The sequence below is a fragment of the Kribbella sp. NPDC104218 genome, assembly GCF_055584105.1.
On record NZ_JBVJMQ010000002.1, the window covers coordinates 433,962 to 453,723 of the forward strand.

The 19,762-nt window shown below is 69.3% G+C and carries 20 protein-coding genes; 6 read left to right on the forward strand and 14 right to left on the reverse strand.

The features are described 5' to 3' along the window. Positions 1–68: 68 nt before the first annotated feature. The 12 genes from ACZ6ZD_RS18005 to ACZ6ZD_RS18060 are packed head-to-tail and all read right to left on the reverse strand — an operon-like array spanning position 69 to position 12,118. Positions 69–1,211 carry a glycosyltransferase family 4 protein gene (locus ACZ6ZD_RS18005; RefSeq protein WP_465673406.1) on the reverse strand — a complete coding sequence of 381 codons (1,143 nt, stop codon included), beginning with the start codon at positions 1,209–1,211 and terminating at the stop codon, positions 69–71. Further along, the gene (locus ACZ6ZD_RS18010; RefSeq protein ID WP_465673408.1) at positions 1,208–2,482 is read right to left on the reverse strand and encodes a hypothetical protein; all 1,275 of its coding nucleotides are present in this window, start codon (positions 2,480–2,482) and stop codon (positions 1,208–1,210) included. The genes ACZ6ZD_RS18005 and ACZ6ZD_RS18010 overlap by 4 nt, the downstream gene beginning before the upstream one ends. Continuing rightward, entirely contained in the window at positions 2,479–3,702 is a 1,224-nt protein-coding gene (locus ACZ6ZD_RS18015; protein ID WP_465673410.1) for a polysaccharide pyruvyl transferase family protein, read from the reverse strand. The genes ACZ6ZD_RS18010 and ACZ6ZD_RS18015 overlap by 4 nt, the downstream gene beginning before the upstream one ends. A gap of 2 nt (positions 3,703–3,704) precedes the next feature. Next, positions 3,705–4,667, reverse strand: coding sequence for a glycosyltransferase family 2 protein (locus ACZ6ZD_RS18020; protein ID WP_465673412.1), 963 nt, complete (start codon positions 4,665–4,667; stop codon positions 3,705–3,707). After that, entirely contained in the window at positions 4,664–5,317 is a 654-nt protein-coding gene (locus tag ACZ6ZD_RS18025) for a phosphatase PAP2 family protein (RefSeq protein WP_465673414.1), read from the reverse strand. The genes ACZ6ZD_RS18020 and ACZ6ZD_RS18025 overlap by 4 nt, the downstream gene beginning before the upstream one ends. A 10-nt stretch (positions 5,318–5,327) precedes the next feature. Then, a complete protein-coding gene (locus tag ACZ6ZD_RS18030) occupies positions 5,328–6,644 on the reverse strand; it encodes a glutamate-1-semialdehyde 2,1-aminomutase (RefSeq protein WP_465673416.1) in 1,317 nt (438 codons plus the stop codon). Beyond that, on the reverse strand, positions 6,641–7,189 hold the full coding sequence (gene rfbC, locus ACZ6ZD_RS18035; protein ID WP_465673418.1) for a dTDP-4-dehydrorhamnose 3,5-epimerase: 549 nt from the start codon (positions 7,187–7,189) through the stop codon (positions 6,641–6,643). The genes ACZ6ZD_RS18030 and rfbC overlap by 4 nt, the downstream gene beginning before the upstream one ends. Beyond that, positions 7,189–8,307 carry a class I SAM-dependent methyltransferase gene (locus ACZ6ZD_RS18040; RefSeq protein ID WP_465673420.1) on the reverse strand — a complete coding sequence of 373 codons (1,119 nt, stop codon included), beginning with the start codon at positions 8,305–8,307 and terminating at the stop codon, positions 7,189–7,191. Before ACZ6ZD_RS18040 ends, rfbC begins: the two co-directional genes overlap by 1 nt. Next, the gene (locus ACZ6ZD_RS18045) at positions 8,301–8,954 is read right to left on the reverse strand and encodes a PIG-L deacetylase family protein (protein WP_465673422.1); all 654 of its coding nucleotides are present in this window, start codon (positions 8,952–8,954) and stop codon (positions 8,301–8,303) included. Before ACZ6ZD_RS18045 ends, ACZ6ZD_RS18040 begins: the two co-directional genes overlap by 7 nt. Beyond that, positions 8,954–9,781, reverse strand: coding sequence for a sugar phosphate nucleotidyltransferase (locus ACZ6ZD_RS18050; RefSeq protein WP_465673424.1), 828 nt, complete (start codon positions 9,779–9,781; stop codon positions 8,954–8,956). The genes ACZ6ZD_RS18045 and ACZ6ZD_RS18050 overlap by 1 nt, the downstream gene beginning before the upstream one ends. 31 nt (positions 9,782–9,812) lie before the next feature. Beyond that, positions 9,813–11,042 carry a methyltransferase domain-containing protein gene (locus tag ACZ6ZD_RS18055; protein WP_465673426.1) on the reverse strand — a complete coding sequence of 410 codons (1,230 nt, stop codon included), beginning with the start codon at positions 11,040–11,042 and terminating at the stop codon, positions 9,813–9,815. Next, the gene (locus ACZ6ZD_RS18060) at positions 11,042–12,118 is read right to left on the reverse strand and encodes an NAD-dependent epimerase/dehydratase family protein (RefSeq protein ID WP_465673428.1); all 1,077 of its coding nucleotides are present in this window, start codon (positions 12,116–12,118) and stop codon (positions 11,042–11,044) included. Before ACZ6ZD_RS18060 ends, ACZ6ZD_RS18055 begins: the two co-directional genes overlap by 1 nt. 158 nt (positions 12,119–12,276) lie before the next feature. Here ACZ6ZD_RS18060 and ACZ6ZD_RS18065 point away from each other — a divergent pair, with 158 nt between their 5' ends. The 3 genes from ACZ6ZD_RS18065 to ACZ6ZD_RS18075 are packed head-to-tail and all read left to right on the forward strand — an operon-like array spanning position 12,277 to position 13,839. Further along, positions 12,277–13,062, forward strand: coding sequence for a class I SAM-dependent methyltransferase (locus ACZ6ZD_RS18065; RefSeq protein WP_465673430.1), 786 nt, complete (start codon positions 12,277–12,279; stop codon positions 13,060–13,062). A gap of 55 nt (positions 13,063–13,117) precedes the next feature. Beyond that, a complete protein-coding gene (locus ACZ6ZD_RS18070; RefSeq protein WP_465673432.1) occupies positions 13,118–13,498 on the forward strand; it encodes a type II toxin-antitoxin system RelE/ParE family toxin in 381 nt (126 codons plus the stop codon). After that, positions 13,498–13,839, forward strand: coding sequence for a helix-turn-helix domain-containing protein (locus ACZ6ZD_RS18075; RefSeq protein WP_465673434.1), 342 nt, complete (start codon positions 13,498–13,500; stop codon positions 13,837–13,839). Before ACZ6ZD_RS18070 ends, ACZ6ZD_RS18075 begins: the two co-directional genes overlap by 1 nt. A 31-nt stretch (positions 13,840–13,870) precedes the next feature. Here the strand turns inward: ACZ6ZD_RS18075 and ACZ6ZD_RS18080 are convergent, their stop codons facing one another. Continuing rightward, positions 13,871–14,536: a hypothetical protein gene (locus tag ACZ6ZD_RS18080; protein ID WP_465673436.1), complete on the reverse strand. Its 666-nt coding sequence runs from the start codon at positions 14,534–14,536 to the stop codon at positions 13,871–13,873. After that, positions 14,533–15,186, reverse strand: coding sequence for a hypothetical protein (locus ACZ6ZD_RS18085; RefSeq protein ID WP_465673437.1), 654 nt, complete (start codon positions 15,184–15,186; stop codon positions 14,533–14,535). Before ACZ6ZD_RS18085 ends, ACZ6ZD_RS18080 begins: the two co-directional genes overlap by 4 nt. A gap of 102 nt (positions 15,187–15,288) precedes the next feature. On the opposite strand from ACZ6ZD_RS18085, the gene ACZ6ZD_RS18090 reads away from it, so the two are divergent. Genes ACZ6ZD_RS18090 through asnB form a run of 3 tightly spaced genes read left to right on the forward strand, consistent with a single transcriptional unit; the run spans position 15,289 to position 19,752 of the window. Beyond that, positions 15,289–16,611: a UDP-glucose dehydrogenase family protein gene (locus ACZ6ZD_RS18090; RefSeq protein ID WP_465673439.1), complete on the forward strand. Its 1,323-nt coding sequence runs from the start codon at positions 15,289–15,291 to the stop codon at positions 16,609–16,611. Beyond that, entirely contained in the window at positions 16,608–17,834 is a 1,227-nt protein-coding gene (locus tag ACZ6ZD_RS18095; RefSeq protein WP_465673441.1) for a glycosyltransferase family 4 protein, read from the forward strand. The genes ACZ6ZD_RS18090 and ACZ6ZD_RS18095 overlap by 4 nt, the downstream gene beginning before the upstream one ends. Before the next feature lies 1 nt (position 17,835). After that, positions 17,836–19,752, forward strand: a complete 1,917-nt coding sequence (gene asnB, locus ACZ6ZD_RS18100) for an asparagine synthase (glutamine-hydrolyzing) (RefSeq protein ID WP_465673443.1) — start codon at positions 17,836–17,838, stop codon at positions 19,750–19,752. The last annotated feature ends 10 nt before the right edge of the window (positions 19,753–19,762 follow it).

Consider the following 19,762-nt stretch of genomic DNA (forward strand, 5'->3'; position numbering starts at 1 on the left):
GCGACCACCGACGCGGAACCGTTGCAGAGAACTTGCACACACTCCGGGGGCCGGGAATCCGGGCCGTCTCAGACCCGAGAGCGGGCACTTCCGACGAAGGTCAGGAGCTGCTGGCCGGCCGCCTCGGTGGAAAACCTGGTCTCGGCGTGCTGGATGGCCGCGGCCGCCATGCGGTCGCGTTCGGGCTCGTCGACCATCAGCCCGATCAGTACGTCGGCGGCCGCGTCGGCGTTGTCCAGCGGCCAAAACAGGCCGTCCGTCCCCTGACGCATCACCTCTGGGACCCCGCCGACCGGTGCGGCGAGCACTGGCACGCCCTCGGCCATCGCCTCGACCAGGACGATGCCGAAGCTCTCAGTCCGGGAGGTGTGGCAGTAGAGGCGGTGTTCGCGCATCAGCCGGCGCGCATCCGGCCGGTAGCCGAGGAACGAGACCTGGTCGGCCAGTCCGAGCTCAGCCGCCCGCGCCTCCAGGGCAGTGCGGTCGCCGCCGTCCCCGACCACGGAGAGCGTGTAGCGGTGTCCTCTGGACGCAGCGGCGGCCAGGATGTCGAGGAGGTACCGGTGGTTCTTGCGGGAGTCCAAGCGGCCGACGGTGATCAGGTCGGCCCGGGGCGTGGTCAGGCCGCGGTTCTGGCTCGGTGCGACCGGATTCGGGACGACGGCGTTCGGCACGGCCTTCAGCGCCGGGACCTGATTCTCCAGCCCGGTCTTGGTGTAGTCGGAGACGTAGACGACGCCGTCGAGCCGACTGAGCACCCGCTGCTCGAAGGCGCGGATCGACCGGAACAGCCGGCCGTCACGCGGCAGCTCTCCCTCATCGGCCCACTCGTCGGCCTGGGAGACGTTGAAATGCGCCACCATCACGACTGGCTGCGTCGTCCGGACGTCGAGCGCGACGCCGGCCGAAATCGGGCACTGCGCGTAGATGACCGCATCCGGTCGATCTTCGAGCCAGCGGGCCAGTGCGGTCTTCAGATAGCGCGCATGCCAGAACTGATGCCACCAGACCGCCGCGGCCCGGCTGACCGGCCGGATGCCGATCCGCGCGGCGAAAACCGGCAGTACGAACGGAGAGCGGGCCTCGAACGGGGTGACCACCTGGACCGGCGCACCCAGGCTGCGCAGGTAGGAGTCGAACGTCCGGACGTGGCTCTGCAGTCCGGAGCCACCGGCGTACCGCATCAGGCTGGCGATGACGATCTCGCTCATGCGGGCGCTCCTGCGACGACGAGACCGGCGACGTGGTCGCGGCGGGCCTTGGCCAACCTCCACCACCACAGCGCGGCGCCGAACACCGAGGCGGACGCACTCCCCCACACCACGCCTTGGGCCTGCCAGAAGAAGCCGCCGAGCGTGGCCAGCGCGACGAACAACGACGTCACGATGACCTGGACCTGCATGGTCTGGTCAGCACGTCCCAACGCACGCAGTCCGGCCGAAGGCCCGACCTGCATGCAGCCTGCGGTCGCACTGACGATCACACCGAGGACCAGCGCCTGCGCACCCGGCCAGACCGACCCCAGCACCAGCTCACCGAGGCCGAGCGGGAAGACCAGCAGAATGACGACACCCCAGGCCAGCGCCATGCTGGCCAGTCCACCACTCAATGCGGTGCACAGCTTCCACAGAGCGCGGTCGCTACGGCCCAGCGCCCGAGCCGCTTCCGGTACGGCGACCTGACCGACACCCATCAGCAGCGCAGCCACCGGGCCGATCAGCATCTCCGCACCACGAATGGCACCCGCAGCAGCCAGCCCGCCGGTCGCCGCCACGATCAGCGGCCGAATCTGCCCACCGGCGCCGAGTACGACGTTCTCGATCAGAAAGCGGACGCCGAGGTCGCTGTGACTCCGCAGCCAGCCGGCAGCCGCCGCAGGCCGCGGAAGGACGCCGGCCTGCCAGATACCGAACAGTCCGGCAACGGCCGCCGTCCCGCCGAAGGTGAGCAGTGCCGCGGTCAGTCCGAAGCCCAGGTACTGACCGGCGAACAGACCGCCGATCATCAGCACCGTCCAGACGGTGTCGTTCAGGAAGGTCTTGTGGCCCTCACCGGCCGCGAAGAACGCCGACCGCCAACTGTCCTGCAGCATCAGCCCGGGCAACACCACGCCGAGCGCGATGAAGGCGGCGCCGGTGGTCTCCGAGACACCACGCATCGCGAAGCCGATCCCGACGCACAGGGCGCCGCCGACCACGCCGACCAGCAGCGCGACACCCCCGGCCGCAGCGACCGCCTCGCGGCGCTTGGCGTCATCGGCGACGCTGAACCGCACCATCAGCGCATCGGTGGAGAGCGCGCGGGAGCAGTTCAGCGCGATCGAGTAGGCCAGGAAGGCGAGGCCGAGCGCGCCGAGGCCGGTGGCGCCGAGCAGCCGGGCCACGAAGACGCCGAGGAGGAAGTTCCCGAGGCTGGAGACCGCTTGGTCCGCGATCCCCCAGCCCAGGCGGCCGGCGACCTGGCGGCGCAGGTTGGTGCTCATCTGGTGACCTGCGTCCTCGTCGATGGGAACAGCGCGGTGTCGAGATCCCGGAAACCCTCTTCGAGCCGTTCGCGGCAGTCCGCGGCCCGCTCGGCGAGCGTCTTGATGATCTGCGGTTCGAGGGACTCCAGCTCGGCGACCTGCTCGACCAGCCGGTCGATGTCGAGCGTCCGGACGTCCTGGACGTACTGCGGCAGACCCATGTCCGCCATCAGCGCATCGTGTTTGCGGCCGTAGCCGATCGCCAGCGTCGGCCGACCGAGCTTCAGCCCGGCGACGACGCAGTGGTAGCGCATGGCCACCACCGTCTGCACCGACGCGACCTGGTCCATCAGACCGTCGAACGACGCGAACGGCTCGTAGCCGACCGGAGCTGGCCCGGAGCCTGTCCAGTAGGACTGCGCGTCGTCGACCACTGCCTTCGCGACCTCTTCGTCGAGTGCGTCCCCGATCAGCAACCGGACACTGCGCCCGGAGTCGACCAGTCTGCGGACGAACTGACACATCTGGCCGACGTACTCCGCATGGACCACATCAGCTCGCGGTCTGTCGGTCGGAGCGCCGTAGTACGCCATCACCCCGACGCCGACGGACCTGGGCTCCGGATCGCGCGCCGCCTCGACAGGCAGGGCGAACGCGAGATCGGCGTACGCACGGTCCTGCGGTTTGGCCACACCGGTCTCGCGGCCGACCCCAAGTGAGTATTCGTCCCGGAACGACCGGTACGTGACCATGCGCGCCGCAGAGCGCAGCAGGTAGCGGATGAGCGGTTCTTCGACCCGAGAGCCGCCGACACAGACCAGTGCGGTCTTCACACCGAACAGAACGCCGCACACCGCCATCACGAGCATGCTGTACGGCAGCTCCCACGGCCGCTGCGGCAGCGTTGCCTCCAGGACGCCGGCACCCGGAATGATCACCACGTCGTGCCGCCGTACCCACCGCCCGGTCCGCCAGGTGTCGATGACAGCCGCCGGACCGATGCGCAGCAGCGTCAGCAGCTTCTGCGCGATGCGGTTGCGAGCGGGTTTGCGGGACTGCATCCAGTGCAGCTCGACCGCGGGGACGCCGAAGCGCTTGGTGATCGCCTCCGGTCCCTCGCACATGAAGTCGAGCTCGGCGTCCGGGCGTTTCTTCCGCAGGTAGTCGAGGACGGCGTCGAGCATCGCATCGTTGCCGATGTTGCCGCCGCCGAGGCGTCCGTAGAGTCCGACCTTCATCGTCAGCGCCCCTCCTGACCGGCGACCAGCGCGCCCAGCGACAACTTGTCGACCGCACCGAAGTACGTGATCGGCTCCGGCCGGTCCGCACCCGGAAGACGCCGGGTGACCCGGCTGGTCAGCCACTGCCGGATGTGCCGGTTGCAGGCGCGCTTGTCGGCCGCGGAGAGCGGCGCGCGGCGGACTGCGGCGAAGTAGCCGCCGATGTACTCGGCGACGAGCCGCACCGGCGGGTGCACGAGCTTGTTGGCGCGCTTCGGGTCCAGGTTGCGCGACCAGCTGCTGATGGTCGGGTTGGCCTGCAGCGCGCGCCCCTCGTGGTGCCGGCGGAAGTACAGCCACTCCGGCACCTGCAGGAAGCGCCCGTGCAGCGCCACCTCGGCCATGAACACCTGGTCCGCGTGGTAGAAGCTGTCGTGCGGCTTCACCTTGCGCAGCACGTCCGCACGCATCACGCCGTAGAAGTCGTCGGCCTGGATCGCACCGGGCAGATCGCCGTCCCGCAGCATGCTGCGCAGTCGCTCCGGCGCTTCCAGCGAGTCGGTGTGCAGCGGATACTCCAGCGCCTGGATGACGTTGTCCTTACCGTCGATCGCAGCGGTGTACGAGTGCGTGAGGACGGCGTCCGGGTGCGCGTCGAGCATCTCGACGCACCGGGCCACCAGCTCCCGGCCCCACAGGTCGTCGCCCGAGGCCCACTTGAAGTACTCGCCGTGGCTCTTGCGGAAGACGAAGTCGTGGTGCGGCGCGGCGCCGACGTTGCGCTCCTGGCGGTAGAACGTGATCCGCTCGTCGCGGGCGGCGTAGTCCCGGCAGATGTCGTCCGTGCTGTCCGTCGACGCGTTGCTGGACAGGATCAGCTCGAAGTCGGTGTAGGTCTGGCCGAGGACGGCGTCCAGCGACTGGGCGAGGTACTCCTCGCCGTTGTAGACCGGTAGGCCGATGCTGAGTCTGGGGTGGGTCATGTCGGGCTCCCAACTGAGTCGACGGCCGAGGGGCGGATGGTCCGGTGCACCGGATCGAGGAAGCGCCGCGACGATGCGAGCGCGAGAACGGGAACTGCCAGCAGGAAGCCGCCGACGACATCGGTGAACCAATGCATCGACAGCACCAGCAGCGCGAAGCCCATGGTCAGTTCGGCCACGAGCACGAGCCACCAGGCCCACAGCGGCGGATGGCGGCGCCAGACGAACAAGATCCCGCCCAGACAGCACAGCAGCACCGCTGTGTGCCCGGACGGGTACGAACCGCTGAGGACGCCGACGTCACCGTGCGGATCGGGTCGCTGCAACACCGCCTTGGTCACCTGCGTGACGAAGACGGCGAGCACGGCGACACCGACGACATACACGAGCGGAGCCAGCAGCCGGCGCCGGACGGCGGCGATCAGCCCGGCCACCGCCAGGAAGAAGAGCGCGACCGGCGGACCGGCCGCGTCCACGACCCAGCCGAATTTCAGTTGCCAAGGGCCCCAGACGTCGTCCGGCCGGAACACCTCGCGGGCCACGCGGTCGAAGTTGTCGGTCGGGTCGACCGTGACGTACACGGCCAATGCCAGGAACACCACCAGGCTGACCACAGCCCAGCGGTGCGCCGCTGACACCTTCAACTCCACAGCGCTCCCTTCACGCGTACTTACGGAAGACGGGCTGCACCGGACGGCCGGGCAGGAACGCCGCGACGTCCTGGGCGTCGAGCGCCTTGCGGTAGACCGTGCAGGCCTGCGCGACGACCTCGACCGTCCGATCGATGTCCTCGTTCGTCAGCGCACTGCTCACGACGAAGGACGGGCCGATCACGCCGCCGAGGATCAGCTCCCGCAGGAAGAGCGTCCGATACGGCTGGGACGGCGCGTGGTTCTCGTCGAGCGTCGCGAAGACCAGGTTGCAGGACCGGCCGCGGACCAGCACGTGCTCCTCGACCCCGGCCGCCAGCGCGGCCTCGCGGACGCCGGCCGCGAGCTTGTCGCCGCGCTCCTGGAGCCGCGCGGCGATCCCCTCGGCGGCGTACACGTCCATGACCGCCATCGCGGCGGCCAGCGCGTGCGACTCGGCGCCGTGCGTCGTGGAGAGCAGGAAGACGCGCTCGTGGCTGTCGCGCAGCCCGCCGCGCTCCATGTACTCGCGCTTGCCGGCCAGCGCCGAGACGGCGAACCCGTTGCCGAGCGCCTTGCCGAACGTGGACAGGTCCGGTGTGACGCCGTACATGCCCTGCGCGCCGGCTTCGGAGAACCGGAAGCCGGTGATCATCTCGTCGAAGACCAGCAGCGCGCCGTAGGAGTGGACCAGGTCGCGGAGGCCTTCCAGGTAGCCCGCCGGGGGCTCCTGCTGGGTCGCCGCCTCCAGGATCAGGCAGGCGATCTCGCCGTCATGGCGGCGCAGCAGCTCCTCGGTCGCGGCCAGATCGCCGTACGGGAAGGCGACGGTGAGGTCGCCGATCGCATCCGGGATGCCGGCCGCCATCGGCGTCCGGGTGATGAACCAGTCGTCGGTGGAGAAGAAGGCGTGGTCGGAGCAGATCGCGACCTTGGCCCGGCCGGTGATCGCGCGCGCGAGCTTGACCGCGGCCGTGGTCGCGTCCGAGCCGTTCTTGGCGAATTTCACCATCTCCGCGGTCGGCACCGTGGCCAGGAACCGCTCGGCCGCCTCTGCCTCGAGGATGCTCGGCCGGACGAAGTTCGTGCCGCGGTCAAGCTCGCGGCGGACCGCTTCGAGCACCCGCGGGTGCTTGTGCCCGAGGCTGACCGCGCGCAGGCCGGAGCCGTACTCGATGTACTCGTTGCCGTCGACGTCCCAGACATGGGCGCCGAGGCCGCGCTCGATCACCGGCGCCATGTCGGCCGGGTACTGGTCGTCGCCCTTGGCGTAGGTGTGCGCACCGCCGGGGATGGCCGCGTGCAGCCGCAGGTTCGCGGCGATCGACTTCTCGAACGACTTGCTCATGTCAGCCTCGCAATCGCCGCGGCCAGGGACGGCGCCGCGAGGTCCCGTTCGGACATCAGCGTCACCGGCAGCGGCCAGTGAATGTCGAGATCCGGGTCGTCCCAGCGGATCGAGACGTCCTCGGACGGGTCGTGCGCGCGATCGATCCGGTACGACACGTCAGCCGGCTCGGTGAGCGCCTGGAACCCGTGCGCGCAGCCGGCCGGGACGTAGACCGTCACCTGGTTCTCACCGGTCAGATCGAACGTCTCGCGCTGCCGGTACGTCGGCGAGCCGGGCCGCAGGTCGACGACGACGTCCAGGACGGCGCCGGCCGAGCAGCGGACCAGCTTCGCCTCCCCCGCGCCCGCGCGGATGTGCATCCCCCGGACGACGCCGCGCCGCGACCGGGAGATGCTGTCCTGGACGAACGCGTCCGGGTCGAGCCCGGCCTGCTTGACGATGTCGCGGTCGAACGTGCGCGAGAAGAACCCGCGCTCGTCGACGTGCGGCGTCGGCCGGAAGACCAGCGCTCCGGCGATGTTGGCGACCTGTTCGACCTGCATCAGCGCCTCAACTCATGCGGTTCGGGCAGCGGGACCAGGTACGTCGCGCCCCAGCCGCCGTCGGCCTCGAGCTGCGCGATCACCTCTTCGGCGATGTCCCAGGTCAGGACGAGGACGACGTCCGGCTTGGCGGCCTTGAGCTCCTCGACCGGCCGGATCGGGACCATGCACGCGCCCGGGATCCGGCGGCCGTGCTTACCCGGCGCCTTGTCGACGGTGAACTCCAGCAGCTCCGTCCCGACCTTGCTCAGGTCGAGCAGGACCGGCGCCTTGGACGGCGCGCCGTACCCGAGGACTCGGCGTCCGGCGGCCTTATGCCGGGTCAGCTCGGCGTGCAGCGAGCCCGCGGCGTGCCAGGCGGCCTCCTGCAGGCTGGCCAGCTGGATCTCGTCGGCGATCCCCGCGGCCTCTTCGTCGGCCAGGATGACGTCGACCGACGGGTCCGGCTTCGCGTCGTCCGCGTGCCGCAGCATCACCATCAGGCTGCCGCCGTACATGTCCACCTGCTTGACCGACTCGACGGCCAGACCGTTGCGGGCGGCAATGTTCCGGACTGCGCGCAACGACTGGTACGACCAGTGCCCGTGCCGGATCGTGTCGAACTGGTTGCCCACGAACAGCGGCAGCAGGTGGTGGAACTCCATCACCAGCAGGCCGCCGGGCGCGAGCCGCTCGGCGCGCAACGTGAAGCTGTCACCCATCGCAGGCTCGTGGACCAGGCCGTGGACGTCGATGACGAGGTCGGCTCGCTCACCGTCGTCGGCCAGGCGCGAGCCTGCGGCGTACAGGTGGTCCAGCCAGGAACCGCCGTGCGGGCTGCCGAACTCGAAGACGACGCCGCCGGCGAGCTCCGGGTAGTCGCGCAGGATCTCCTTCACCGACGACTCGGCGTGGGCCAGGCTCGTCGCCGACTCGACCGCCAGCGGCTCCTCCGCGATCTGGGCCTCGACCGGGCCGAGCTGGACGAGCGTGCAGTCGCGGCACAGCCACAGCGACAACGGCCAGCGCGGGTCGGGCCCCGGCGCGTCGGCGGGCGGGAAGAGGTCCGCGACCGGCTGGTCGCCGATGTCGACGACGAGGACGACGTCGTCGGATGCGCAGCCCCGGCAGTTCACCACGTCAACATCCCCTTACCGGTCGTGAAGGCCTCGGCGTACCGGGCGCGGCACTCCATGCCACGGAGCCGCGCGAGACCGGTGAAGGTCTCCTCGTCGAACCAGTCGTGCGGGACCTGCGAGGGGTACGCCTTGTGCAGCAGGGCGACCTTCTCCCGCATTTGCTCCTCGGTCAGCTCGACGTACAGCCAGGGACGGCTCAGATCGCCGTCCCACTTGGGGATCTCGTAGTGCAGCACGAGATGGTCGCGCCACACCGTCGGCGCCAGCTCGGCGATCAGCCGGTGGTCCTGGTGCGCGTCGTGCTTGCTCGGGGCAAGGACCAGGTCGGGCTTCGGGCCGTCCCCGCGGGCCGTTGCCTCCAGCAACTCCTTGGTCTCGTTCCAGTGTGCGGGCAGGCGACCGTCCGGCAGCCCGGCCGAGGTGACGGTCACCTCGCACTCGGGCAGGAACAGCTCCGCCGCGTGCCGGGCCTCTTCGAGCCGCAGCGGCGTCCCGGTCGCGATCACGAACTCGGCGGTCAGCTCCGGCACCGACTCGGCCAGCTTGAGCAGCGTGCCGCCGCAGCCGATCTCGATATCGTCCGGATGCGCGCCGAGGGCAACGAGGTGGACCGGCCCGTCGATCAGGCCGAGCTGGAACGGCAGCATCAGATCGCCACCACTACCGGGTCGGTCGACAACGGGCTCGGCCGGCGGTTCTCGTGCGACCACAGCGCCCACGGCTTCTTGCCGGAGCGGTACAGCTCCTCGAGCTGGCTGCGCTCCTTGAGCGTGTCCATCGGCGCCCAGAACCCGTGGTGCGGGATCGCCTCCAGCTTGCCGACCGCGGACAGCCGCGGGAACGCGTCGCCGACCAGATCCTCGCCCTCGTTCAGGACGTCGAAGATCTCCTTCTTGATCACGAAGTAGCCGCCGTTGATCCACACGTTCAGATCGGCCGCCGAGCGCAGCCCGGTGACGCGCGAGTCGGTGCCGAACTCGACCACGTGGAAGGACGCCTGCGGCGGGACCGCGAGCAGGCTCGCCGTCACGTCACTGGAGATCACGTGGTCGACGATCTTGTCCATCGGGGCGTCGGTCAGCACGTCGCCGTAGTTGGCCAGGAAGACGTCGTCGTCCTCCAGGTACGGGCGCACCCGGCGCAGCCGCTCCCCGATAGAGGTGTCGATCCCGGTGTCGACGAAGGTGATCTTCCACTCGCTGATGTCGGAGTCGAGCAGCTCGATGCGCTGCCCGCCCTTGGTCATCACGAAGTCGTTGGAGACCGTCTCCTCGTAGCGCAGGAAGTACTCCTTGACCGCCGAGCCGCCGAAGCCCAGCGCCAGGATGAACTCGGTGTGCCCGAAGTGCGCGTAGTAGCGCATCACGTGCCACAGGACCGGCCGATCGCCGATCGTCATCATCGGTTTCGGCGCCGAGTCCACCCCACTGCGCATCCGCAGCCCGAAGCCGCCACAGAAAATGACTACCTTCATGTTCCCCCCAAACCCCTCAGATGCCAGATACCTAAAGCACGGCGAGACGCGGGATCGGGACGACGAACTTCGCGCCCCACTCCCGGGCGTAGCCGAGCTGGTGGACGATCTCCTCGCGCAGGTTCCACGGGAGGATCAGGATGTAGTCGGGGCGCGTCTCGGCCAGGCGCTCCGGGGCGAAGATCGGGATGTGCGTGCCCGGCAGGTACATGCCGTGCTTGTGCGGGCTGCGGTCGACCGTGTACGGCAGCAGGTCCTCGCGGATGCCGCAGTGGTTGAGCAGCGTGTTGCCCTTACCGGGCGCGCCGTAGCCGGCGACGGTCTTGCCGTCGCGCTGCGCCTGGATCAGGAACTCCAGCAGTTCGGCCTTGATCGTGAAGACCTCACTGGCGAAACCGGCGTGCCCCTCGACGGTGTGCAGGCCGGCGTCCGCTTCGTCCTGGAGGACCTTGCCGACGAGCTCGGTCGGCTCCCCCGCGGTCTCGATCGGCGTGCTGAAGACGCGGATCGAGCCGCCGTGGCTGGCCAGCTCCTGGACGTCGACGACCTTGAGCCCGGCCTTCTCCAGCGCGAGCGACGCGGTCTTGAGCGACAGGTACGAGTAGTGCTCGTGGTAGATCGTGTCGTACTGGCGACGCTCGATCAGCCGGAGCAGGTGCGGAAACTCCAGCGACACCAGGCCGTCGTCCTTGACGAGCGCGCGCAGACCCTTGGCGAAGTCGACGATGTCCGGGACGTGCGCGAAGACGTTGTTACCGACGACCAGGTCGGCCTGGCCGTGCCGGGCCGCGGCGTCCGTTCCGGTCGCCTCGCCGAGGAAGTAGCTCTCGGTCCGGATGCCCTTCTCGTTCGCGATCGCGGCGATGTTGCCGGCCGGCTCGATCCCGAGCACCGGGATGCCGAGCGCGGTCGCGTGCTGGAGCAGGTAGCCGTCGTTGCTCGCGGCCTCGACGATCAGGCTCTCCGCGCCGAGGTCCAGGCGCTCCTGCATGTCGACGACGAACCGGCGGGCGTGCTCGACCCAGCTGGTCGAGTACGACGAGAAGTACAGGTAGTCGCTGAAAACGTCGTCGGCCGCGACGTACGCCGGCAGCTGGACGAGCAGGCAGTTGTCGCAGATCCGCACGTTCAGCGGGTAGAACGTCTCACCGGCGTCGATCTGGTCGGCGCGCAGGAAGCTCTCGCACGGCGGTGACATCCCGAGGTCGACGAACGTGCGGTTCAGCTCCGCGCCGCAGAGGCGGCAGTCCACAGCGGCCATCAGTTGGACTCCTGGAAGAAGGCGGCCGTCGGGCCGGGGAACTGGTCGTCGGTCTGGCGGCGCAGCTGGCTGTCGACCAGACCCTTGTCGAGCAGCTGCTGGATGCGGCGCAGCCGGACGAACTGGGCCGACGTGAAGTCGTCGTAGGTGAGGCCGTGCCGCTGGTAGGCGGCGTACATCTCCTCGACGCCCTTACGGACCGTCCACTCCAGCTTCAGATCCGGGAAGGTGTCGTTCAGCTTGCTGAAGTCGACCTTGTAGTTGCGCAGGTCCGGGCCGGCGCCGTCCGCGATCGACAGCGTCGAACCGGGGACGACCTCGCGGACCATCTCGGCGATGTCGCGGACCTGGACGACGTCCTCGGACCGGCCGACGTTGAACGCCTCGTCGTGGATCAGGTCCCGCGGCGACTCCAGCACCTCGCCGAACGCGCGGCTGATGTCCTCGATGTGGACGAGCGGCCGCCACGGGGTGCCGTCGCTCTCCAGCCGGACCTGGCCGGTGGTCAGCGCGACCGCGGTCAGGTTGTTCACCACGATGTCGAGCCGCAGCCGCGTCGAGGCGCCGTACGCCGTCGCGTTCCGCAGGTACGTCGGGCTGAAGTTGTCGTCGGCCAGCTTCGACAGCTCCTGCTCGGCCAGCGCCTTGGTCTCGCCGTACGCCGTCACCGGGAACATCTCGGCGTCCTCGCCGACCGCCTCCGACCCGGCCGCGCCGTACAGGCTGCAGCTGGACGCGAACAGGAACCGCTCGACGCCGGCGTCCTTGGCCGCCTGGGCGACGTTCAGCGTGCCGTTCAGGTTGACCGAGTACGTCGCCTCCTTGTCCAGGTTGCCCAGCGGATCGTTGGACAGGGCGGCCAGACAGACCACCGCGTCATACCCCTCGAGCTCCTCCGGGCGGACGTCCCGCATGTCCCGCGGCCGGCGGCTCCCGATCGGATCCGGGCCGCCGAGCAGGTCACATCCCTCGTACAGCCCGGTGTCCAGACCGTCCACCTGATGGCCCGCGTCCCGCAGGAACGGCACCATGACGGCCCCGATATAACCCCGATCGCCGGTGACCAGCACTCTCATCCGTACGCTCCCTCACCCCGACACTCCCCTGTCGCCTTGTACAGAACCGCTTCCAGCCGTCCTGATACATCGAATCGGGATGCTTGTATCAACCACGCTGTGACACAGCTCTCTTCGATGTCGGCGCCCGGGCGGGACGCGCGACCTGAGGAGGCGCCATGAGTGTGATCGGATCAGCCCGAGGCCTGCTGCGCGAGGCCGTCGACCGGACCACGGTCCGGCTCGGTTTCGGCGACTCGGAGGAACGGCTCGCACACGATGCGCGCTCGTACTGGACCGAGGGCAACGACCTGCCGACCTGGCGCGGCAACTCGCACATCCGCGACGCCGGCATCTTCAGCTCGGTGGACTGGGCGGCCGTCGGCACCGAGCACTGGGAGCTGTTCGCCCGGCTCGCGAACGTCGCCCCCAGCGGCAGCTTCGACCGCGTCGTCGAATGGGGCTGCGGCGGCGGCGCCAACGCGGTCGCCTTCGCGCCGCACTGCCGCGAGTTCATCGGCGTCGACGTCAACGCCGCCACGCTGGCCGAGTGCGCCCAGGAGATGGCCGCCACCGGTACGCCGTTCACCCCGGTCGAAGCCGACCTGACCAAGCCCGAGGCTGCCGTCCCGCAGATCGGCCAGGCAGACCTCTTCCTCTGCCTCTACGTCCTCGAACTGGTCCCCAGCCCCGAGTACGGCCTGCGCCTGATGCGGATCGCCGCCGACCTCCTCAAACCCGGCGCCCTCGCCTTCGTCCAGACCAAGTACCAAACCGCCGACTGGCGCACCGCCTCCCGCCGCCACCGCTACCGCGAATCCACCGCCGCCAGCATGACCGCCTACCCCATCGACACCTTCTGGACCCAAATGGCCGCCCTCGGCCTCACCCCAGAAGCCCTCTACCTCGTCCCCGAGAACAACCTCGACCACCGCTACGCCTACTACCTCCTCCGCAAGTCCTGAGATGGGCCGACACACGCCGATTGCATATGTCGTTAACGACATATACTCTCGATGAGTGGACGAGCTCTACCTGGTCGAGATCGAGCCTGAAGTCCGGTCCTGGCTGGAAACCCTTCCGGCCAAACACTTCCTCAAGGTCGATGAGTTCGTCGGACTGCTGTCCCGATCGGCCCAGTCACTCGGAGAGCCTTACGCACGGCACCTTGGCGAGGGGGTGCGCGAGCTGCGCCCTACCCTCGACGGGGCGGCAATGCGCATCACCTACTGGCTGGCGCCAGGCCGCCGGATCGTGTTGTTGACGGTCTTCCGGAAGACCCGAATGCGAGAGGACGCCGAGGTGAAGCGCGCCTTGCAGGCCAAGAAGGTCTGCGAGGCCGAGCACGGGCCGGCCCACGACGAGTTCGTCCGGAACATCGAGGCTGGAGAGGTGGAATGATGAGTCACAGCAAATGGAAGACCCTGCGTGCCCGGAAGCTCCGCGAAGGATTCACCGAGCCCGCGGACGTAGCCGACGCCCGGCGCGAGATCCGGCTGTCGATGGCGCTGGCCCAGGCCGTCCACGAACGGCGTACGGCGCTCGGCCTCACCCAGACCGAGCTCGCCGCCCGCGCCAGCTTGACGCAGGCCAAGATCTCTCGGATCGAGGGCTCCGACACTGTCCCGACGCTGCCGTTGCTGGCTCGACTCGCACAGGCTCTCGACGCTTCCCTGAACATCGCGCTCGACGACGACCGCGCCGAGGTCTCCTTCATCGCGCACAACACCGACGCGGCCTGACCGCTACCGCCAGATCCGACCAACCGGGTGTCTACCGCTCCCGCTCCTGACCGGGGCCGGACGGACGCCGAGCGGCCGCACCAGGTGCACCTTGCGGAGGGCGCGCGGTCGGAGGCGGGCTGTCCCGCAGGATGGCGGCCTGCCGCAACAGATCCGCCGGCACGGGGATCCGGTGCGGCGTCGTCTGCACCCCCTCCCGCCGATCCGGCCCCACCGCCGGCCGACCGCCGCCCTCGAGCCCGTGCAGTCCGCGATCGAGCATCCCCCGCTGCCGTCCGAGCCGCTCGCCGGCCACGGCCGCCGGATCGTCCGAACGCGCGGTGAGGTTGATCGCGTGTCGGTAGGCCTGAGCGTCCGGATTGTGGACCACCCGACCGTCCTCGACGGTCGGCAGCGGGTCGAACTCGCGGTAGACGAGGCGATGCGACGGTCCCAGCGGCCGGCCGGAGTCGCTGTATTCCTGGACCACCGGCACCTTGAGCTCAGCGGCATCACGTAAGTCGTACGACGATCGGCCGGCGCCGAGTTGTTTCCCTTCGTACTCGCTCTCCCGCCCTTCCCGCAACGCTCGGAGTGCCCCCAGCGCGGCCTGGAACTCCAGCCCCTCGCGGCTCCCGCTGTCCTGCTTCCACGCGGCGTGCAGCCGGTTCAGGTCCTGCTTGAACGCAGCGTCGATGATCAGGTGGTAGGAGGTCACGGCTTGCCGGGATCCAGTGGCTCGCCGGAATCAGGATCCAATCCGAACTCGGCCATCATGTCCTCGAACGACACGGCGTCCTCGTTCCGTGAGGTCGCGATCCGCTCCCGCACGACCTGGTAGGTACGTCGGTCGAACTCCGCCTCAGCCTTCAGCTCCTCGTCGTCGGCCCACTGCTCGAACGAGATGACGGCGCCTTCCGGCGCCGGGCGGTCGCCGAAGAAGGCAGGCTCCGTCGCACCTTCCCGAATCCGCTCGAGGAGATGCGGGAGGGCACGGGCGGCGCCGGCCGTGGTGACGGCTCCGAGACGCTCAGCGGTCTCTCGGGCCAGGGCGCCGCTGGTGGTCAGATCCCAGCCGGCCACGCGCGAGGCGTCCTCGAACGACAGCTGCTCACCAGTCTCGGCGAGATGCCTCTGGATGGCCTCCAACCGGCGTCGCTCGCCCTCGGCATCGTTGCGGAGCACCTCGGCCTCGGTCCACTGGGCGAAGGGGACGACGACGCCTTCGGGGCGTTGGTCGCCGAAGAAGACCGGCTCGGTTTCGCCGTCGCGGTAGAGCTGGAGGATCTGCGGCAGTTGCGCGGCGACTGTGGCGACGTCGATCACCCAGACGCGGTCGCCGTTGGCCAGGTCGTAACGGAACTCCATGTGACCGAGGATACTTTCTGCGATTTTCGGGTGGGGTGTATCAGCGGGGGGTGGTGGGTGCTCTCTTGGGCGCTGCCGTGTTCTGAGCCTGTGGGGGGCGTTATGAAGGTTGCCGTTTTCGGTCTGGGGTATGTGGGGTCGGTGACCGCCGCTTGTTTGGCTGCGGCGGGGCACGAGGTCTGGGGTGTCGATGTCGACACCGCGAAGGTCGGGCCGATCACCGAGGGGCACAGCCCGGTGGTCGAGCCCGGGCTGGACGAGTTGGTCGCGGCGGGGGTGGAGTCGGGGCGGTTGCACGCGACGACGGACCCGCGGCTCGCGGTGGAGCGGGCGGATGTCTCGCTGATCTGCGTGGGGACGCCGTCGACCGCGGCCGGGAGCACGGATCTGACGTACATCAAGCGGGCCGTGCGGGACATCGCGGAGGCGGCGCACGTGGTGTCGCCGCCGGAGTCGGGGTTCCACAGCATCGTGATCCGGAGCACCGTGCCGCCGGGGACGGTGGACGAGGTGGTCGCCGGGGTGCTGGCGGAGACGCCGGCGCCGGCCGGGCTGACGATCGGGACGGCGATGTGCCCGGAGTTCCTGCGCGAGGGATCGGGGCTGGCCGACTTCTACGAGCCGCCGTTCGTCGTGGTCGGCACGCAGGACCCGAAGGTCGGCGTCCAGCTCACCGAGCTGTTCGGCTTCCTGAACGTCGAGGCGCAGGTCGTCGACGTGCGGACGGCGGAGGCGCTCAAGTACGCCTGTAACGCGTTCCACGCGACGAAGGTGTCGTTCGCGAACGAGATGGGCCGGATCTTCCGCAACTACGGGGTCGATTCCCGTGAGGTGATGCGGTTGTTCGTCCAGGACACCAGCCTGAACATCTCGCCGTACTACCTGAAGCCCGGGTTCGCGTTCGGCGGCTCCTGCCTGCCGAAGGATCTGCGCTCGGTGCTGCACCTGGCGCGCGTCAACGACACCGAGCTGCCGCTGCTGGCCGGGACGCTGGCCACCAACGAGCGCACGGTCAGCGACGTGGTCGACCGGGTGATCGCCGGGCCGGGCCGCGAGGTCGCCCTGCTCGGGCTGAGCTTCAAGGTCTCCACCGACGACCTGCGCGAGAGCCCGAACGTCGAGCTCGCCGAGCGGCTGATCGGCAAGGGCTACAACCTGCGCATCTACGACGCGATCGTGAACCCGGCCCGCCTGGTCGGCGCCAACCTGCGGCACGTCGAGTCCAAGCTTCCGCACCTGCAGCGGGTCCTCACCGACGATCCGGCGGCCGCGCTCCGCGGCGCCGACGTCGCCCTGGTCTCCGCGACCGATCCGGCCGCCGTCGAGGCGCTCCTGGCCACCCCACCGGCCCGGACCATCGACCTGAGCGGCCGGCTCGGCGCGGACGTCGAGGCCCTGCCCGGATACGAAGGAGTCGGCTGGTGACCGGTCCGCGCGTCCTGATCATCATCCAGAACCTGTGGGTCCCGTTCGACCGCCGGGTCTGGGAGGAGTGCAAGGCGCTGAAAGGCGCCGGGTACGACGTCACGGTCGTCTGCCCGAAGGGGCCGGGCGACCCGTCGTACCAGGTGATCGACGGCGTCGCCGTCCATCAGTACAAGGCCTACGCGCCCGGCGGCAGCAAGGCGGGGTTCATCCTCGAGTACGCGTACTCGTTCCTGATGACGCTGCTGCTCGTGCTGCGCGCCCGTAAGGCCGGCAAGTTCCAGGTGCTGCAGGCGTGCAACCCGCCGGACATCTTCTGGCCGATCGCGATCCTGCTCCGCCGCCTGGACCGGACGAAGTTCGTCTTCGACCACCACGACCTGTGCCCGGAGCTGTTCCAGTCCCGCTTCGGCGGTACGACGTCCCTTCCGTACAAGGGACTGCGGTTCCTGGAGCGGATGACGCACCGGACGGCGGACCACGTGACGTCGACCAACGACTCGTACCGGCGGATCGCGATCACCCGCAGCGGTAAGGCCAATCACGACGTCACCGTCGTCCGGACCGGCCCCGACCCGGACAAGCTGCAGCGCAGCACGCCGGACGACGCGCTGCGCGACGGGCACAAGTACCTCGTCACCTACATCGGCGTGATGGGCCCGCAGGACGGCGTCGACATCGTCGTCCGCGCGGCCGACCACATCGTCAACAACCTCGGCCGGACCGAAATCAAGTTCACGCTGATGGGCGGCGGCGACTCGTTCGACGAGGTCGTTGCCCTGCGCGACGAACTCGGCCTGACCGAGCACATCGAGTTCACCGGCCGGGTCCCGGACGAGACCGTCCGCGCGGTGATGTCGACCGCCGACCTCGGCCTGTCGCCGGACCCGAAGAACCCGCTGAACGACGTCTCCACGATGAACAAGACGATGGAGTACATGGCGTTCGAGCTGCCCGTCGTCGCCTTCGACCTGATCGAGACCAAGGTCTCGGCCGCGGACGCCGCGGTCTACGTCGAGCCGAACGACGTCGCGAAGTACGGGCAGGCGATCGTCGACCTGCTGGACGACGAGGTCGCGCGGCGCCGGATGGGCCGCTTCGGGCGCGAGCGGGTCGAGCAGGTGCTCGCCTGGAAGCACCAGCAGAAGGCTTACCTGGAGGTGTACGGCCGGCTCACCGGTCACGTCACCCCGTTCACCGTCGTCCGCGCGACGGGGTCCTGAGGTGTGTGGGATCGCCGGCTGCTACCAGCAGCGCGACGGTAACGCGCTGGCCGCGGTGATGAGCGACCGGATCGCCCACCGCGGTCCGGATGCGGCGTCGGTGTACCGGTTCGAGGAGCCGGACGTCCACGCCGTACTGGCGCATCGGCGGCTGTCGATCATCGATCTGTCCTCTGCGGCGGATCAGCCGTTCAGCAAGCGCGATCTGACGCTTTGCTACAACGGCGAGCTGTACAACTACAAAGAGCTGCGCAGCGAGCTGGCCAAGGCCGGCGTCTCCTTCCGGACCAACTCCGACACCGAGGTCGTGCTGGAGGCCTGGCGGCGCTGGGGGCCGGACGCGCTCAAGCGATTCCGCGGCATGTTCGCGTTCGCGATCCTCGACGAGGAGAGCGGCAGCCTGTTCCTCGCCCGCGACCCGCTCGGCATCAAGCCGCTCTACTTCCTGCGCCGCGGCGACGGCGTCCTCTTCGCCTCCGAGCTGAAGGCGATCGTCGCGGCCGTCGGCCCGGAGCTGCGCACCGAGCCCGGCGCGCTGATCTCGTCGATGCTCTACTACTGGCTGCCCGAGCAGCGCTGCTCGATCGAGGGTGTCGAGAAGCTGACGCCCGGCTCGTGGGCCGAGTTCCGCCCGGACGGCGGCAGCCGGCACGAGACCTATTGGCGGGTGACCGACGTCGCGACCGAGGCCGCCGCCGGTCCGCCGGCCGATCTGCGGCAGGTGATCGAGGAGTCGGTCGCGGCGCACATGGTCGCCGACGTACCGGTGTCGACGTTCCTGAGCGGCGGGCTCGACTCGAGCCTGGTGACCGTGCTCGCGAAGCGGATGGACCCGGCGGTCGACTCGTACACGATCACCTTCCGGGCGCAGGACCAGAAACTCGAAGCGATGCCGGACGACGCGATCTACGCGCGCAAGGTGGCGCAGCAGTTCGGGATCGACCTGCACGAGATCGAGATCGCGCCGGACGTCGTCGAGCTGCTGCCGCGCGTGGTCGACATGCTCGACGAGCCGATCGGCGACCCGGCCGCGATCAACACGCTGCTGATGTGCGACACCGCGCGCGACGCCGGGGTGAAGGTGCTGCTGTCGGGGATGGGCGCCGACGAGCTGTTCGGCGGCTACCGCAAGCACCTCGCGTGTGTGATGGGCGCGCAGTACCAGCAGCTGCCCGGCGTCCTGCGGAACGGGCTGATCGGCCCGGCCGTCCGCCGGCTGCCGGTGACCGTGCGCGGTCGCGGGTTGCGGTACGCGCGCTGGGCGAAGCGGTTCGAGACGTTCGCGAACCTGCCCGAGGAAGAGGCGTTCCGGCGCAGCTACACGATGTACGACGGCGATCAGCTCACCGGGCTGCTGAGCCCGGATCTGGAGCCGTACGTCGGGAAGCTGCTCGCCGAGCACAGCGACATCTACCACGACACGACCCTCGACGATCATGTGAACCGGATGTGCCTGGCCGACTCGCGGATGTTCCTGCCCGGGCTGAACCTGGCCTACACCGACCGGTCCTCGATGGCGGCGTCCACCGAGGTCCGGACGCCGTTCGTCGACCCGATCGTCGCGCGGGCGGCGTTCTCGATCCCGGGCAGCCAGAAGATCCACCGCCGGGTCAGCAAGCTGGCGCTGAAGAAGGCGGCCGAGGCGTGGTTGCCGAAGGAGATCATCTACCGGCCGAAGGCGTCGTTCAGCGCGCCGCTGCGGGCCTGGGTGCGGAACGACCTGCGCGAGCTGGTCGACGACACCCTGCTGCGCGGCGAGCTGGTCGAGAGCGGGTTCCTGCAGCGGGCCGCCGTCCAGCGGCTCGTGGACGACGAACGCGCCGGGCGTGAGGACTACTCGAAGCAGATCTGGCAGTTGCTGACGCTGGAGACGTGGACGCGGCACATGCGTTCCCTCGGCGTGACGATCACCTCCTAAGGACACAGAC